At 67.1% G+C, this 16,754-nt stretch carries 13 protein-coding genes; 6 read left to right on the forward strand and 7 right to left on the reverse strand.

Going from position 1 to position 16,754, the window contains the following annotated elements; genetic code table 11:
• The first annotated feature begins 17 nt into the window (after window positions 1–17).
• Genes NL241_RS16600 through NL241_RS16610 form a run of 3 tightly spaced genes read left to right on the forward strand, consistent with a single transcriptional unit; the run spans window position 18 to window position 4,217 of the window.
• Window positions 18–1,466 carry a condensation domain-containing protein gene (locus NL241_RS16600; RefSeq protein WP_487693688.1) on the forward strand — a complete coding sequence of 483 codons (1,449 nt, stop codon included), beginning with the start codon at window positions 18–20 and terminating at the stop codon, window positions 1,464–1,466.
• Window positions 1,467–1,470: 4 nt separating this feature from the next.
• A complete protein-coding gene (locus NL241_RS16605) occupies window positions 1,471–2,880 on the forward strand; it encodes a hypothetical protein (protein WP_494398116.1) in 1,410 nt (469 codons plus the stop codon).
• On the forward strand, window positions 2,877–4,217 hold the full coding sequence (locus tag NL241_RS16610; protein WP_494398117.1) for a hypothetical protein: 1,341 nt from the start codon (window positions 2,877–2,879) through the stop codon (window positions 4,215–4,217). The genes NL241_RS16605 and NL241_RS16610 overlap by 4 nt, the downstream gene beginning before the upstream one ends.
• Here the strand turns inward: NL241_RS16610 and NL241_RS16615 are convergent.
• Entirely contained in the window at window positions 4,210–5,445 is a 1,236-nt protein-coding gene (locus tag NL241_RS16615) for a glycosyltransferase (RefSeq protein ID WP_494398118.1), read from the reverse strand. The two genes, NL241_RS16610 and NL241_RS16615, sit on opposite strands and share 8 nt — an antisense overlap.
• A 236-nt stretch (window positions 5,446–5,681) precedes the next feature.
• Here NL241_RS16615 and NL241_RS16620 point away from each other — a divergent pair, with 236 nt between their 5' ends.
• Window positions 5,682–9,191, forward strand: a complete 3,510-nt coding sequence (locus NL241_RS16620) for an MMPL/RND family transporter (RefSeq protein ID WP_494398119.1) — start codon at window positions 5,682–5,684, stop codon at window positions 9,189–9,191.
• 1 nt (window position 9,192) lies between these two features.
• On the opposite strand, the gene NL241_RS16625 is transcribed toward NL241_RS16620, so the two are convergent.
• The 3 genes from NL241_RS16625 to NL241_RS16635 are packed head-to-tail and all read right to left on the reverse strand — an operon-like array spanning window position 9,193 to window position 11,650.
• The gene (locus NL241_RS16625) at window positions 9,193–9,984 is read right to left on the reverse strand and encodes an ABC transporter permease (protein ID WP_487693695.1); all 792 of its coding nucleotides are present in this window, start codon (window positions 9,982–9,984) and stop codon (window positions 9,193–9,195) included.
• The gene (locus NL241_RS16630; RefSeq protein WP_487693696.1) at window positions 9,981–10,724 is read right to left on the reverse strand and encodes an ABC transporter permease; all 744 of its coding nucleotides are present in this window, start codon (window positions 10,722–10,724) and stop codon (window positions 9,981–9,983) included. Before NL241_RS16630 ends, NL241_RS16625 begins: the two co-directional genes overlap by 4 nt.
• On the reverse strand, window positions 10,721–11,650 hold the full coding sequence (locus tag NL241_RS16635; RefSeq protein ID WP_487693697.1) for an efflux ABC transporter ATPase subunit, DrrA-related: 930 nt from the start codon (window positions 11,648–11,650) through the stop codon (window positions 10,721–10,723). The genes NL241_RS16630 and NL241_RS16635 overlap by 4 nt, the downstream gene beginning before the upstream one ends.
• A 196-nt stretch (window positions 11,651–11,846) precedes the next feature.
• Here NL241_RS16635 and NL241_RS16640 point away from each other — a divergent pair, with 196 nt between their 5' ends.
• Window positions 11,847–12,674, forward strand: coding sequence for a glycosyltransferase family 2 protein (locus tag NL241_RS16640; RefSeq protein ID WP_494398120.1), 828 nt, complete (start codon window positions 11,847–11,849; stop codon window positions 12,672–12,674).
• 6 nt (window positions 12,675–12,680) lie between these two features.
• Here the strand turns inward: NL241_RS16640 and NL241_RS16645 are convergent, their stop codons facing one another.
• The 3 genes from NL241_RS16645 to NL241_RS16655 form a co-directional block, all read right to left on the reverse strand.
• Entirely contained in the window at window positions 12,681–14,435 is a 1,755-nt protein-coding gene (locus NL241_RS16645; protein ID WP_487693699.1) for an AMP-binding protein, read from the reverse strand.
• 259 nt (window positions 14,436–14,694) lie between these two features.
• Entirely contained in the window at window positions 14,695–15,429 is a 735-nt protein-coding gene (locus tag NL241_RS16650) for a hypothetical protein (protein ID WP_487693700.1), read from the reverse strand.
• Between the two features lie 44 nt (window positions 15,430–15,473).
• Window positions 15,474–15,872 (reverse strand): XRE family transcriptional regulator, encoded by a 399-nt coding sequence (locus NL241_RS16655; protein WP_487693701.1) that lies wholly within the window; start codon window positions 15,870–15,872, stop codon window positions 15,474–15,476.
• Between the two features lie 134 nt (window positions 15,873–16,006).
• Between NL241_RS16655 and NL241_RS16660 the strand changes: the two genes are divergently transcribed.
• Window positions 16,007–16,645: a hypothetical protein gene (locus tag NL241_RS16660; protein ID WP_494398121.1), complete on the forward strand. Its 639-nt coding sequence runs from the start codon at window positions 16,007–16,009 to the stop codon at window positions 16,643–16,645.
• Window positions 16,646–16,754: the final 109 nt, after the last annotated feature.

Here is a 16,754-nt window from a genome sequence, read left to right on the forward strand (position 1 = left end):
GAGTACGGGGAGCGTGAATGGTTGCAATCAAGGCAATCCATGACTGGATGGGTGAGCCGGGGAACGTTGTGTCCTGGCACCCGTCGCCCGCCACACTCGCCAAGGTGCGGCAGGCGCCGGTCAGCGACGTGCCGGTCAGCTACCAGCAGGCCCAGCACATCCGTGGCTACCGCAGCCACGTTGCCAACGGCACCGACATGGCCCGCCTGAACATCCCCGCGTGGGACATTCAGGGCCAGTGCGATATCCGGGCGATGACGCACGTCATCAACTCCTACGTCCGGCGGCACGACACGTACCACAGCTGGTTCGAGTTCTCCGACGAAGACGGGGCCGGCGAGATCGTGCGCCACACCGTCCGCAATCCCAAGGACATCAAGCTGGTTCCCACCGACCACGGTGAGATGAATCCCGCCCAGTGGCGTGAGCACGTGCTGGCCACCCCGGATCCGCTGACCTGGGACTGCTTCCACTTCGGCATCATCCAGCGGGCCGACCACTTCACCTTCTACATCAGCGTCGACCATGTGCACACCGACGCCATGTTCATGGGGCTGGTGCTCGTCGAGATCCACATGATGTACCTCGCTCTGGTCGACGGTGCCGCTCCGCTGCAGCTGCCGCCGGCCGGTAGTTATGCCGACTACTGCCTGCGCCAGCAGGCCTACACCGCCTCGCTCACCCTGGACACCCCGGAGGTGAAGGGCTGGGTGGAGTTCTTCCAGCGCAACGGCGGCACCATGCCGCGCTTCCCGCTGCCGCTGGGCGACTTCTCGGTGACGCACACCGGTGACATGGTCACCGTCGAACTGCTCGACGCGCAGCAGGCCCAGAAGTTCGAGGCGGTCTGCATGGATGCCGGTGCGCGCTTCAGCGGTGGAGTGATCGCCTGCGCGGCCATCGCCGAGAACGAGCTGACCGGCACCGACACCTACCACATCATCACCCCCACCACGACGCGCAACGGCCAGACCGAATTCATGACCACCGGCTGGTTCACCGGGCTGGTCCCGATGAGCGTGCCGGTCGGTTCGTTCGCCGAGACCGCGCGGGCCGGCCAGCAGGCCTTCGATTCCGGCATGGCCATGAAGGACGTGCCGCACGAGTTCGTGTTCGAACTCGCCGAAGGCACCGATCTCGGGTTGCGTACCCCCGAGCCCGGGGTGCCCATGCTGTCCTACCTCGACGCCGGCCTGCCGCCGCTGTCTCCCGCGGTGATCGCGCAGTGGGAAGCCATGAACGGCAAGGTCTTCAGCGATGCCCGCGCGGCGTACCAGGTCGGCATGTGGGTGAACCGGACCGACAAGTCGCTGTCGGTGACCGTCGCCTTCCCGAACAACCCGGTGGCCCGCGAGTCGGTGCTGCGCTACGTCGAGACCATGAAAGCGGTGTACACCCGGGTGGCCGACGGGCGCGAGGTGGGCACCCCGGCACGACCGGAATTGTCCCGCGTCATCGGTGGCTGATCGGGTGACGGTTCGGACTCGTTCGATCCGCCTGCCCCGTGCGGGGCGGCGGGAGTTGACCTCCGATCGCGCCGACAACCGGCTCGATTACATCGACCAGGCGCTGTTCCTCGGCCTGCGCGCCACCGGACAGGCGGCGGTGTGTCAGTGCTTGTGGATCTACGAGCACCCGGTCGACCTCGACGGCCTGAAACGCTTTCACGCGAACTTCGGCCACGGACTGGCGGGTCGCCGGATCGAGCCGTCGCCGCTGCCGTTCGGCCGGCACCGCTGGGTGTCCTCACCCGGGGCTCCCGGCGACATCCTCTTCGAAGAGGGGCTGCGGCCGCGCGACGAGCTGATGGAATGGGCCGACGCACACGCCTGCCGGCCGGTCGATCCCGAATGGGGCCCGGCCTGGCACATGGGTGTGCAGCGGTTCGACGACGGTTCCACCGCGGTGAGCCTGGTCGGCTCGCACTGCATCGGCGACGGCGGCGGCGCGGTGCTCACGGTGTTCGAAGCGGTGACCGGTAACCTCCGCGATCTCGGGTATCCGGCGCCGCGGTCCCGGACCCGGCGCGAGGCCATCCGTGCCGACGCCCGCGACACCGTCCGTGATCTGCCGGAGATCGGCAGGACGCTCGTCGCCGGCGCCAAGGTGGCGTTCAAGAGGCGCGGTGACCTCAAGGGTTCCGGCGGCGCCGAGCCCGAACGGGCCCTGGGCCCCGAAGGGGACCGGCACGTGAGGGTGCCCGCCGTAGCGATCTACGTCGACGGCGCCGACTGGGACGCCAGGGCCGAAGCGCTCGGCGGCAACAGCTACTCCCTGGTCGCCGGTCTGGCCGCGCGTCTGGGTGAACGGTTCGGGCGGCGCAGCAGCGTCGACGGCGCCGTCCCGCTCACGGTGCCGATCAACGACCGCACCCTCGAAGACACCCGCGCCAACGCCGTGCTGCTGGCCAATGTCCGGGTGAACCCCACGGGCGTCACCTCGGATCTGTCGGCGGCGCGGGCGGCCCTGAAACAGGGACTCAAGACGGTCAAGGAAGTGCCGGACGAGACGCTGGCGCTGCTGCCGCTGACGCCCTTCATTCCCAAGCGAGCCGTCAAACGCACCGCGGACGTCGCCTTCGGGTTCACCGCCGACCTGCCGGTGTTCTGCTCCAACCTCGGCCAACTGCCCGCCGAGATCAGCCGCGCCGACGGCACCGACGCCGAACACGTGGTGTTACGCGGCGTCGACCAGTTCGTGCCGCTGCGGGTGCTGGAACAGCGGCACGGTCTGCTCACCGTGATCGCCGCCCGCGTCGGCACCAAACAGTCACTGGCCGTCATCGGTTACCAGCCGGGCGCGGAGAACACCAAGGCCCGCCTGCGCGGCATCGTCTCCGAGACGCTGGCGGAATTCGGCATCGACGGTGCGCTGGAATGACTCAGCGTGAGGACCGCCTGGACTACATCGATCAGGCGTCGTTTCTGTCGTTACGGGCCGTCGGCCGCCACCAATTGGCGCAGCTGGCCTGGATCTACGAGCATCCGCTCGACCACGACGGGCTGACGCGTTTCCATCAGAACGTGGGTGCCGGGTTGATCGGGCGCCTGATCGAACGATCGGCACTCCCGTTCGGCCGACACCGCTGGGTTTCGGTACCGGGCCCGCAGACCGGGATCGACGTCGCGGACCCGCCGCGTTCCCCGGACCAGCTCACCGAGTGGCTGGACGAACAGGCCCAGCTGCCCCTCGATCCGGAGCGCGGTCCCGGATGGCGCCTGGCGGTGCTGCCGATGACCGACGGTTCGACCGCCGTCACCCTGGTGACGTCGCACAGCCTCACCGACGGGCTCGGGTTGTTGCTGCACGTGGCCGCCGCTGCCAAGGGCGAGGTGCGCGACTTCGGCTACCCGCGGCCGGCGTCGCGCAGCCGCCGCCGCGCACTGGCCGCCGATCTGCGCCAGAGTGCCCGCGACGTGCCGGAGCTGGGGCGGACGCTGGTTGCGGCCGCGAAACTGTTCTACAAACGCCGCAACGACTTCACCAACGCCGGGGCCTCGCGCGCGGCGGTGATCTCCGCCGGTGACCCGAACGAGAACGTCGTGGTGCCGACGGTCGCGGCATTCGTCGGAATCGACGAATGGGATGCGCGCGCCGCCGCGCTCGGCGGAAACAGCTATTCGCTGTTGGCGGGTTTCGCCGGGCGGCTGGCCGAGCAGATGGGGCGACACCGCCCCGACGGAACCGTGAGTCTGTTGGTGGCGATGAGCGACCGTACCGAGGGCGATACCCGTGCCAACGCGGTGTCGATAGCGAACGTCGTCGTCGATCCCGCGCCGGTGGCCCAGGACCTCTCCGCAGTGCGGGCGGCCATGAAACAGGGCCTGCAGACCATGAAAGACGTCCCGGACGAGACGTTCGCGCTGCTCCCGCTGACCCCGCTGGTGCCCAAACGTGCGGTCAAACGCACGGCCGACGTCATGTTCGGTGACCTGCCCGTGTCGTGTTCCAACCTCGGTCAGCTGGATCCAGCCGTGGGCCGGGTCGACGGCACCGACGCCGAGTACTTCCTCATGCGAGCGGTCGACCAGAAGGTGACCCGCGGCGAGATCGAGCGGGTTGGCGGTCAACTCGTCGTCGTGTCGGGCCGGATCAACTCCCAAGTGAGCATCGGGGTCGTCGGCTATCGCAACGGCGGCACCAACACCAGCGCCGCGCTGCGCGAGCTGGTGGCACAGACGCTGGCGGAGTTCGGCCTGACCGGCACGTTCAAATAGCCGCCCGCTCCTCGAGCAGATCCGCCGTGAGCCGCACACTCTCGGCGACGGGAGTCAGCCGGGTGGCCAACTCCGCGGCGCGCGCCGCGATCCCCGGCGCCAGGGTGTGCCGCAGGGCGGCCAGGAGGTTGTCCCGGGTGGTCTTCGAAAACCGTTGCGCCGTACCGATTTCCAGCTTCTTGATCTGGTTGGCGAAGAACGGCTGATCGGCTCCGACCCACAGCACCAGAGTCGGGACCCCGGCGCGCATCCCAGCGGCGGTGGTCCCCGCCCCGCCGTGGTGGACCACCATGCGGCACAGCGGGAACACCGCGCTGTGATTGACCGCCCCGACGATCCTGACGTGATCTGCCCGCGACGCATCCGGCAGGGTCCACGCGCCCGAGGAGATCAGCGCCCGCTCACCGAGTTCGGCGCACACCTCGGTGATCATGGCCACGGCATCGGCGGGGGACTCGACCGGCATGCTCCCGAAGCCGAAGTAGATGGGCGGCTTGCCTGCGGCCACCCACGCCAACAGCTCATCGTCGGTGGCCGTCTCACGCTGCAGGGTCAGGGCGCCGACAAACGGGCGCACCCCGGCCCACTCGTCGGCGAGGCCGGGGAACAGCAACTTGTCGTACGCCTGGATCTCGAGGGCGCCGCCGTCGATGATCCGGCGGATGGCGCGAGACGACGCCGCAGGCAGGCCCAGTTCCCGGCGCTGAGCGTCCTCGGCTTTTTTCATCACCCGCCAGTGCACCCACTCGCCGGCGGCGAACCCGGACTCGACCACCTTCGACGGCAACGGCACCGGGACGACGGTGCGGTTGGGGCGGTGCGGGAAGTAGTGCAGGGCGGCCAAGGGGATCCGGTGGTACTCAGCGACGTTGGCGGCCACCTCCTGATAGGTGGTGCCGGTCAGCAGCAGGTCGGCGCCCTGGGCCATGGCCGCCGACCCGGCGCTCATCTCCGCCCACCCCTCGGTGGCGTATTCGCGGCTCTCCCGCAGCACGGTCAGCGGGTTGCGCAGCGACCAGAACTTCCGGAACACCTCGGCCTCGAGCTGTTTCTGCGAGTCCACGCCGTAGGCGACGGCGGGCGGAAGTCCCGCCTCTTCGACGAACGCGGTCAGATTCGGGGGAACGGCCAGGCGCACCTGGTGCCCGCGCCGCTGTAGTTCGAGTGCCACCGCCGCGCAGGGTTCGATGTCGCCACGGGTTCCGTGCACCGCCACCGCGAAGATCACCGGCGGCCCCCTGCCGGCTGCGCACTGCGGAACGACCCGTCTGAATAGGTTGCGGACACCGCCCGATTCAAACACGGGCCACGCCTCGGCTCTCAGGTGCGGGCCCGCGCCGCACAGGCACGCACCGCGGGGTATGTTTTAGCAACCTGGCCAGCGCCTGAGGTAGCTCTGCGAACTGCCTGCACGGCGTTCTGCGAGGTCCTTTGTGGACCCCGCAACCGTGTAACCTGGTTGGGATGTCCAAACGCGCCTTCACCCGCGGTGCGTTCGCAGGGGCAGGGTTTCCGCTCCTCAGTCGCGTGGTGGTCCGCCACCCGCTGTGGGTGATCGCCTCCTGGGTGGTTCTGGCCGCCGTCTTGATGCTGTCCCTGCCGTCGCTGGCCAAGGTGGCTGCCGAGAATCCGCCGGAGTTCCTGCCCGCCGAGGCGCCCGTGCTGCACGCCACCGAGGTGATGGGCACGGCGTTCAACGAGCCGCCCGCCGCCAACAGCGTCGTCGTCATCCTCATCAACGAGAACGGGCTGACCCCGGACGACGAGGCCACCTACCGAAAACTGGTGGACACGCTGCGGGCGGATGACAGCGTGATGAACACGCAGGACTTCATCGCCATCCCCGAGCTCAAAGCCGTGATGACCAGCGAGGACGGCAAGGCCTACAACCTGCCGGTGAACCTCACCGGTCAGATGGCCACCGCCGAAGGCCAGGAGGCGTACAACGACGCCCTCCGGATCGTCGACGAGGTCACTGACGGGACGACGCTGGAACCCAACATCGTCGGCGCGGCCGCCACCTTCGACGACGTCAACCAGATCGGCGTGCGGGACCAGCTGGTCATCGAGACCACCACCGGCATCCTGGTGTTCACCATTCTGGTGTTGGTCTACCGCAGTTTCGTGGCGATGATGCTGCCGCTTCTGACCATCGGTGCGGCACTGCTGGTCGCCCAGCAGGTGGTGGCGGGGCTGGGCCTGGTGGGCCTGGGGGTCGGACCGCAGACGCTGTTGTTGATGACGGCGATGATGCTGGGCGCAGGCACCGACTACGCCATCTTCCTGCTCAGTCGATACCAGGAGATCCTGCGCACCGGTGTGCCCTCCGACGAGGCCATGCAGAAGGCGTTGACGTCCATCGGCCAGGTGATCGCCGGATCGGCCTTCACCGTCGCGGCAGCCTTCATGGGTATGGCGTTCACCGACCTCGGGGTGTTCTCTACGGTGGGGCCGCCGTTGGCGGTGACGATCCTGGTGGGCTTCCTGGGCTCGGTGACCATGCTGCCCGCGCTGATGACGCTGGCCGGACGACGGAACTGGCTCAAGCCTCGCAAAGACCTCACCGGCCGGATCTGGCGCCGATCGGGAACCGAGATCGTGCGCAGGCCGAGGCTGGCCCTGGCGGGCAGCCTGACGATCCTGCTGGCGCTGGCGGCCTGTATGTCGCTGATCAACTACAACTACGACGACCGCAAGAACCTGCCCGACGACATCGACAGCAACCTGGCCTACGAGGCGATGAACCGGCACTTCCCGGTGAGCAGCACGGCCCAGCAGTTCCTGTTGATCCAGTCCTCCGGTGATCTGCGCACCCCCGAAGCGCTCGCCGACATGGAACAGATGGCGCAGCGCATCGCCGATCTGCCCGGTATCGACGCGGTCCGCGGTATCACCCGCCCCACCGGCGAGATGATCGAACAGGGCAAGGCCACCTGGCAGGCCGGTGAGGTCGGAAACAGGCTCGGTGACGCCGCCACCCTGATCGACGACAACGACCAGAACCTCGACGCGCTGTCCGGCGGCGCGGGCCAATTGGCCGACGCCCTCGACGAGATCCGCGGCAGTGTGGTCAACGCAGTGGGCAGCGTGCGCGGCCTGGCGTCGGCGCTGGACGAGATGGCCACCCGATTCGGCGGTGAGAAGACGCTCGACGAAATCGACAAGACGGCCTCGCTGGTGTCCAACATGCGTTCGCTGGGGCAGGCGCTGGGGTTCGACCGCGTGCGCCTCGGCGATGTCGGCGGGTGGGCTGCTCCGATGCTCAACGCCCTGAACACCAGCCCCACCTGCTCCATGGATCCGGAATGCGTCGCCTCCCGCGCCGATCTGCAGAAGCTGGCCGATCTGCGCGGTGACCCGGCGCTGGACAAGATCGCCGAGCTCGGCGATGTCCTGGTTTCCACGAACGGCAACCAGACCCTCGACGAGACCATCGGCAGTCTCAGCCGCAACATCGCGGCTGTGACCAGTTCAGCACGTGAACTGGGTCTGGGGGAGGCCGGCGGCCTGCAGAAGCGGATCACCACCGCGCTGGAGGGCGCCAACACCCTGGCCGATTCCAGCCGTCAGCTCGCTGAAGGTGTCCAGCTGCTGGTGGATCAGACCCGCAACATCGGTTCCGGCCTGGATCAGGCCTCGGCGTTCCTGATGGCGATGAAACGCGACGCCTCCAGTCCGTCGATGTCCGGCTTCTACATTCCGCCGGAGATGCTGACTCAGCAGGAGTTCAAGAAGGCCGCCGCGCTGTTCATCTCCGCTGACGGGCACACCGCCCGGTATCTGGTGCAGACCGCGCTCGATCCGTTCAGCGTCGAGGCCATGGACCAGCTGCAGCTGATCGTGAAGACCGCCCAGGACGCGCGGCCCAACACGACCCTGCAGGACGCCACCATCTCGATGGTCGGGTTCACCGTGGTGAACGACAATCTGCGGACCTACTACAACGGCGATATCCGGTTCATCATCGTCGTCACGCTGGTGGTGGTGTTCCTGATCCTGGCCGTCATCCTGCGTGCCATCATCGCCCCGCTGTATCTTGTTGCCTCCGTTGTCATCTCGTTCGTGTCCGCCGTCGGCATCGGCGTCGTCTTCTTCCAGTTCATCCTGGGGCAGAACATTCACTGGAGTGTTCCGGGCACGGCCTTCCTGGTGTTGGTGGCGGTCGGGGCCGATTACAACCTGTTGCTGATACACCGCATCAGAGACGAGGTCCGCCACGGCCACACCATGCGGGCGGCGGTGGTCCGCACCGTCGGCGCCACCGGCGGAGTGATCACCTCGGCGGGCATCATCTTCGCGGTCTCGATGCTGAGTCTGACGGTCAGCAGCTTGAGCACCGTTGTCCAGATGGGCTTTGTCATCGGCGTGGGTTTGTTGCTCGACACGTTCATCGTGCGGACCGTCACGGTGCCGGCCATGGCCGTGCTGGCCGGCAACGCGAACTGGTGGCCCTCCAAGTCGGCGCATGTTCTGCACAAACCGGCGGAGGGTCCCGCGACCGCCGAGGAGGCGGAGACCGACACCGTGGATCCGGATGATCCCGACACCGACCGGCTCGGCGATGACGGCGAGCTCGACGATCCGGACACCGAGGAACTCGACGTCCAGGCTGACGGTGACGCCGTCGACGAGACCGACAACGAGGATCAGCCCGAGCCCGTCGCCTCTGAAGGCGAGACCGAAGCCTCCGACGACGAGGACACCGACGAGGACACCGACGCGGACGAGACCGCCGTTGCCGAGACCGCCGTTGTCGAGACTGAGGCCGAGTCGACCGAGGATGAGCCTGAGGTCGACGCCTCCGACGCCGATGCACCCGGATCAGTCGCGGACGAGACCACCGAAACCACCGAAACCACCGAAACCACCGAGACCACCGAAGACCCCGAGGCTCAGCCCGAAGTTTCCGCTGCCGAGCCGGAACCCGAACCCGAGCCGAAGAAGAAGCGGCGTTGGTTGCGTCGCGGCCGGTGAGTCACTGAACGGATTCGGCCGCGATCCGGTATTGCCGGATCACCAGCGGCCCGAAGATCCCCGCGATCACGGCGATCCAGGCCAGCGCGATGAGCAGAGAGCCCAGCGCGGGATCACCCTCGGTGAGCGCCCGCATGGTCTCGATCGCCGGTGACAGCGGCTGATACTGGATCACCGGTTGCAGCCAGCCGGGGAACGACGCCACGGGGGCGATGCCCGGACTGCAGAACGCCAGACCCACCGAACTGGTGCCGAGCCACATGAAGACGGCATTGCCACCGGATTTGAGGGCCAGTGTCATCACCAGCATCGAGAAGGTGACCACCACCAGCACCGGTAGCAGCAGGTAGGGGATGAGCGTGAACAGGTTGCCCTGGAAGCGAAGTCCGAGCGCCACGCCCACGGCGGTGATGATGACGACGCCGAGCAGGGTGCGGGCAGCCTCGGCGAGAAGCCGCCCGGTGATGGCACTCGCCCGGTGCACCGGCAGGGTCCAGAACCGGCTCAGCAGCCCGTTGCTGCGCTCGATCGGCAGGGCCAGACCCGCTCCGATCGCACCGAACATCCCGCCGGCCAGCGCGCACATCGGCACCAGGCTCTCGAGGTTGTCGGTGCCCGTGATGGTGGCCATCGATTTACCCGCGAGCAGGTGATAGAAGACCAGCAGCGCCGTCGGGAACAGCACACCCTGGATCGGCACGGCCGGATGCCGCCGCCATCCCCGGATCAGCCGTCCGGCGAAGATCAGGCTTTCTCCCGCCCAAGTCGTCTTGGCCGGCTGGAGCACGGTCATTCGGTCCGCCTCTGCAGTCGCGTGGCGAGGGTGCCGAACACCAGCAGCAGGCCGACGCACCAGGCCAGCGTGGCCACCAGGTTGCCGCTCATGACGCTGCCGTCGGTGAAACCGCGCAAGGTCTCGGTCACCACCGACACCGGCTGGGCGCGCACGAAGGGCTGCACCCACCCGGGGAACGCCTCGGCCGGCGCCATACCCGTGGACAGCAGCACCAGAGCCAGCAGCGGAATCAGCAGCAGCTGGCTGGAGGCGTCGATGCGTTTCACATGGGTGCCGATGGCGTCGGCGCCCAGATTCAGCGCCAAGGCCAGGACCAGAGCCACCACCACGAAGGCCACCGAGTAGAGCACCCCACCGGTCAGCCGGAACCCGAACAGGTAGGCGACGGCGATCGCCGCGACGATCACGATGACCGACCGGATCAGGCAGTAGAGCATCCGAGCCAGCAGCGGGACCAGCGTCGGGATGGACAGGGTGTGCAGTCGGCGGCCGAAACCCGACCCCGCATCGCGGGCGGCCCGGTCGGCGGTGGTCAGCGCACCGAAGAGCACCGACTGCACGACAATGGCGGGTAGCACGTACTGCGCATAACTCATGGAGCCGGTGTCGATGAGGTCCTGCAACACGAACGTGAACCCGACGAAGGTGAAGACCGGGGCGAGCACGGCGATCAGCAGATCGAAATCGCGCACAGTACTGCGCAACACCCGCTCGGTCAGGGTGACCAGTGCATTCATGCGGTGACGGGACGCTCCGTGAGGTGCAGGAAGACCTCGTCGAGGGACGGCTTGCGCAGCGAGATGTCGAGCAGCTCCACCTCGAGTCGCTCGATCCGCCGGAACACCTCACCCAACGTGGTGACCCCCTGAGCCGCGGGTACCGACACGGTGTTCAGATCCCGGTCGACCTCCAGGCCGTCGAAGTCGGAGAGCACCTCGGCGATCGGGGCCAGGTCGTCGGGGCTCACCGGCGTGACCTGGCAGTACGCGAAACCCATCAGGCCTTTCAGCTCGTCGGAGGTGCCGCGGGCGACCACCTCGCCACCGTTGAGGATGACAATCGAATCGCTCAGGACGTCGGCCTCCTCGAGGTACTGGGTGGTCAGCAGCACCGTGACATCCTGGGCGGACAGCTCGGACACCAGCGTCCACACATCGCGACGGCTGCGCGGGTCCAGCCCCGTGGTCGGTTCGTCGAGAAACAGCACCCTGGGCGCGACCACCAGCGAGGCCGCGATGTCGATCCGTCGGCGCATTCCGCCGGAGTAGGTGTGGATCGGCCGATCCGCGGCGCGTACGAGGTCGAACTGCTCGATGAGTTCGTCGGCGCGACGGCGGGCGTCTTTGCGTTTGAATCCGCGAAGGCGCGAAAACAGCACCAGGTTCTCCCGGCCGGTCAACATGATGTCCAGCGAAGCGTCCTGGCCGGTGACGCCAATGCTCTCGCGCACTTTGTCAGGTTGCCGGGCGACGTCGAAACCACTCACCAGGGCCTGCCCGGAGGAGGGTCGTAGCAAAGTCGACAGGATGTTCACCGTCGTGGTCTTGCCGGCGCCGTTGTGGCCCAGAAGTGCACAAACCGAACCGGTCGGCACTGAGAAGCTGACGTCCCGCAACGCTTGGACGGTCCCAAACGTCTTGGTGACGCCGTTTAGCTCGATCACGGATCAACGATACAGCGGGTAATCGCGCTTTCAACCGCTCACCGGGTCCCCGGGGGCCGATTCGGTAGCTGGCGGCGCCGTGACTAGGGTCGCACCGGCCAGGGGGTTCGCTGCGCGTGGGGCGTGCAGCACAGCAGATACGGTAGTGGCCGGCACCAATCGAAGGACCGATCAGACCGGGGGACCAGTGAGCAGCATGCCCGCACCGACGTCAGTGGTCGCGGCCATTCCCAACTACAACATGGGCGAGTCGCTGCAGAGGCTGCTGCCGCAGGTTCTGAAGCAGGGGTATGACCGGGTGGTGGTGCTCGACGACGCCTCCACCGACAACAGCGTCGACGTCGTGGAGCAGTTCGGCACGGCGGTCGAAATGCTCCGGAGTCCGGTGAACCAGGGTGCCGGGGCCAACCGCAACCAGATCATCGGGCAGACCGAGGACTCGGCGCTCATCCATTTCGTCGACGCCGACATGGATCTGGTCACCGAGGGTATCGCCGGCGTGGCGCGGCAGTTGTTCACCCGGTACGCGGCGCAGGGGGTGGGTGCGGTGGGCGGACTGGTGCGGCGGGCGGACGGCAGCCAGGACCCCTTCAATTTCGGTCCGGTGTTCGCGCTCAAGGCCAGTCTCGTCGCGGTGCCGCCGGTATTGGACCGGTTCCGCGACCGGCCGTGGCTGGTCAAGGCGATTCGCCGGGTGGGTACACCGGGCCGCAGGTACTGGCCGGACATCTTCGAACCGCCGGTGCCACGCGAGACCTATTGGCTGCACGAAGGCAACATGCTGATCAACGCCGGGGTGTTCCGGTCGGTCGGTGGGTACGACCCCGGGGTCCGCTATCACGAAGCGCAGGATCTGGCGATCCGCCTGGACCGGTTGGGCGTCAAGCGCCAGTTCGATCCGGCGATCGAACTGATCCATCACTACATCGACGTCCGGGGCAAGAGCCGGAGTGCACAGGAACGCAAGGCCGTGCTCTACCTCATCCGCAAGCACGGCTTCACCCGGTACCTGACCGGCCGCTGAGCGCCGTCAGGCCGGCGAGCCCAGAGCTGCGTCCAGCCGGTCGAACCGGCCGGACTGATACAGCTCGACACAGCTGGCCCGCCTGATCTTGCCGCTGGTGGTGATCGGGATCGCGCCGCGTCCCACCAGCACGATGTCGGCGGCGCTGAGCGCATGGGTCTGGGAGATCGCCGCGGCGATCCGGCTCCGCAGCGCGGTCAGCTTCTCGCGCGCTTCGGCGTCGTCGCCCTTGTTTTTCACCTCGACGACCACGACGAGTTGTTCGGCGCGGTCCTTGTCCACCGAGATGGCTGCCACGCGGCCGCCGCTGATTTCCTGCACGGTGGCCTCGATGTCGTCGGGGTAGTGATTGACGCCCCGGACGATCAACAGGTCCTTGATCCGCCCGACGATGAACAGGTCGTCGTCGGCGAGGAAGCCGAGATCGCCCGTGCGCAGCCACGGGCCTTCGTCGGTGCCCGGCGAGGGGTCGGCGATCATCCCACCGAACGTGTGCGCGGATTGTTCGGGTTTCTCCCAGTATCCGGGGCACACGTTGTCGCCCCGGACCCAGATCTCGCCGACGGTGGCCGCCGCCCGTTCCCTTCTCGACTCGGGATCGACGATCCGGACGCTGGGGGAGTCGGGGGTGCCGTACCCGACCAGCGGGGTACCGGTTTCGCCGCTGCACGCCTTGGCGTGGCCCGCCGAGAGCTTCTCGCCTTCGAAGTGGACGACTTTCGGGGGCCGGCCGGGCCGATCGGTGGCCACGTAGAGCACGGCTTCGGCCAGCCCGTACGAGGGGCGCAATACCTCCGGTTTGAGGTTGAAACGCGCGAAGCGCTGCGCGAATCGTTTCAATGTCGCGTCGTGCACCCGCTCACTTCCGCTGATGACGGCGGTGACGTTGCCGAGGTCGACGCCGTCCATGTCGGCGTCCGAGGTGCGTCCCGCCGCCAGCTCGAACGCGAAATTCGGTCCGGCGGTCAGTGCGTTCGGCAGTTTGGCCAGCAGCTGCATCCACCGGGCCGGCCGCGCGAGGAAGGCCAACGGCGTGGTGAACGTGGTCTGCCATCCACCGAAGATGGGGGCGATCACGCCGAGCAGCAGTCCCATGTCGTGATAGAAGGGCAGCCACGACGCCACGGTGGTGCCTTCCGGCGCGACGCCGCCGTGGTCGTAGAAGTACGCGGCGACCTGCTGTTCGAAATTGGCCGCGAGATTGGCGTGCGTCACCATGACACCGGCCGGGGTCCGTGTCGAACCCGAGGTGTATTGGAGGTATGCCACCTCCGGCCGCTTGAGGCCGCGCGGGGTCGGCTTGCGCCGGGCGTCGAGGTCCAGCAAATCCACGTCGATAACTGCGGGGGTCACGGCCAAGCCCTGGGAGTGGGCGTATCCGCTGACCACCTCTGAGACCGGCGACGTGGTCAAGATCGCAGTCGGGGCGGCGTCGGCCAGCACGGCACTGACCCGCTCGTCGTGCTGGCCGGGGACCGGAGTGGACAACGGCACACCGATGACGCCGGCTTCGAGGGTGGCCAGGAAGGCCACCAGATAGTCGAGGCCCTGCGGCGCGATGATCACCGCGCGGTCGCCGGTTCCGGAGTGCTCGCGCAGCTCACTGGCCAGGCTGACGGTCCGCCGGTACAGCTGGGCCCAGGTCAGGCTCTTTTCGACGCCGTCCCAATCGTGGTCGTAATCGACGAAGGTGAACGCGATGTCGTTCGGCTGCAGGCTCGCACGTTCCCTTAGCACTTCGGGAATGGATGACGCGATCATAAACAGGCCCTTCGCAAATACCTTCGGCAAACGATCCTTCGAGCATAGGGGCAGTTGCGACGCAGACGCGCGATAGGGGTGAGCGACACCTTCGGCCGTCCTCCGGTGGAAACCGCCGTCCCACGGATACAGCGGCGCACGGGTGATTCGCTGCGGCACCGCCCGGCAGTCGCGGCCCACGAGGGGCGTCCCGAGGAACGTCCACCCGAGGTTGCGGGGGTTTGCTCAGTGAAGGAAGCGGCAGTGATCAGGCGTTGGCTCAGCGGGAAACCCGGGTGAACCACTTCGTTTTGATCCGCCACGAGTGAGCGGCGGCCACGGCGAAGACCGCGCCACAGACACAGGCGAAGAACCACACGGCTTTGCCGTTCTCCCACTCAGCGAACCCGGGTACGTACGCGGTGGTGATGCGTACGGCACAGGCGACGATGCCGCTGGCGGACGCGATCAGATAGACGTTGGCGATCATCCGCGACCGCGGATCGCGGCGCAGGATCATCAGGGCGCGCGCACCGTAGCCGAGCAGGTAGATCAGCATGCCGCACAGGATCAGCCAGTAGGTGCTGAGCCAGAAGTCGGTGGGGACCTGGAAGAAGTCGGCCCGGTAGATCTCGGCGCCGTTACCCAGGGAGAAGGCCACCAGCAGCGCCGGGATGCACAGCGTTGCGGGGCGTTCGACGTACTGCTTGAAAGTGGCCTGCATGGCGTGGTCGTCCTGGAGCCGGCCAAGTGCGTTGTAGACGATTGCCGAGGCGGCGACGATGTAGGCGTCGTGGCCGATGTAGTCCTCGAGATTCCAGACCCCGGTCAGCGCGTGCAGCCAGTGGCCCACGGTCTCGGACGCCAATGGTGACATCAGCAGGATCGCGGCACCCTGGAGCGCGACGTTGAGGGTCGCGGCGACCTCCCAGCGGCACGACCAGGTGACGCGTCGGATCCACAAGCTCCACGCGATGCAACCGATCGTGATCACGATGAGTGCAGCAAGTGCCATTAGGTAACGCCTTTGAGCTGAATTGCGGTCAGCAAATTGTAGCGCTAGAGCGGCGGTACGTCTTGGCGCGGCGACAATTCCGACAGCCTGGGCAGTCGGTGTCTGATGCTGGTGCTCGGGGGTGCCACGGCGACTCTCGTCATCTCCGCGGCCTTGTCCGGCGTCGTGGCCACCATCAAGGGCGACGACTCGATGTAGCGCCATACCTCTTGGCGGGTCATCAGGCCGAACCGCACCTGGAGATCCGGGTAGTTGAGGTCGAATCTGTCTGCGACGAGCCGTAATTCTTCGGCGTTGGGATAGTCGGCCTCTTTGAGGCGGCGGTAATAGGTGCTGCTGGACACCCCGAGCGCATCGTAGATGTGTTTGGCTTCGACATCGCCGTCCAGGAGATAGTCGAGCAGCGCTTTGAGCTGTCTGCCGTTCTCGTCCGTACGTGGCACCAATACACCATAGACCGGATCCCGATATTGGGCACCAGCAACCACTATTTAGACAACAACCGTTTTATTGACACGGCCGTCACACTTTCGGGATAGGTCTCCCATTTTTGGGACATCCGTGTACGGTTACCCGCATGGTCGCTCCTTCAGTCACCTGGTTGCCCGGTCCCGTGGTCCGCGTGGCCGATCACGACGTTCCCGGCGCTCCCGGCCACGACCAGATCGTCCCGCTGTCGGCTCCTCTGTCGGACGTCCTCAGTGCCGAGTTCGACGGTGCGGTGGCCGGTTTGGGGGTGGCGGCCGACGCGTTGCTGCTGGCCACGCTGAGCCGGGCGGTCGAGCGCACCCTGGGTGCGGGCTTCGTCCCCGTCGACATCACCGACGGCAAGTTTGCGGGTGCCACCATCGCATTGCGGTGCACCTCCCCGCGTGACACGAACGCCAATGAAGTCCTGCTCGAAGTCGAGAGTCTGCTGGGGCTCAGCGGCGTCCAGGCCGGCGCCGCACTCGCCGACGCGGCGGTGGCTTTCTCACCCACCGGTACCGCCCCGGTCGAACTCAGCGCCACCCGAGCCCTTCAGTTGTGCGCGTCGCGCCGCGGCGATGTCGTCCAGCTCGACTGGTGGTATGACACCCGGCGCTTCAACAGCTACACCGTCGAAGAACTTGCCGAGCAATTCTCGCTGGCGTTGATCGAACTGACTTCCGAGGCCGCGGCGCCGCTGCACGGGTCCGATCTCGGGTCGGGTACCAGCTGGGTGCACGCCGGCTGATCCAGCCGATTTGCCTCCGCCGGTAGAATTCGGCTTCGAAGCAATACCGAATCATCAGCGGCGTCGATCCGGACATCACCGGGGAGTCTTCGGAAGAACGGCCGCCCCC

The sequence above is a fragment of the Mycolicibacterium sp. SMGY-1XX genome (assembly GCF_059132455.1).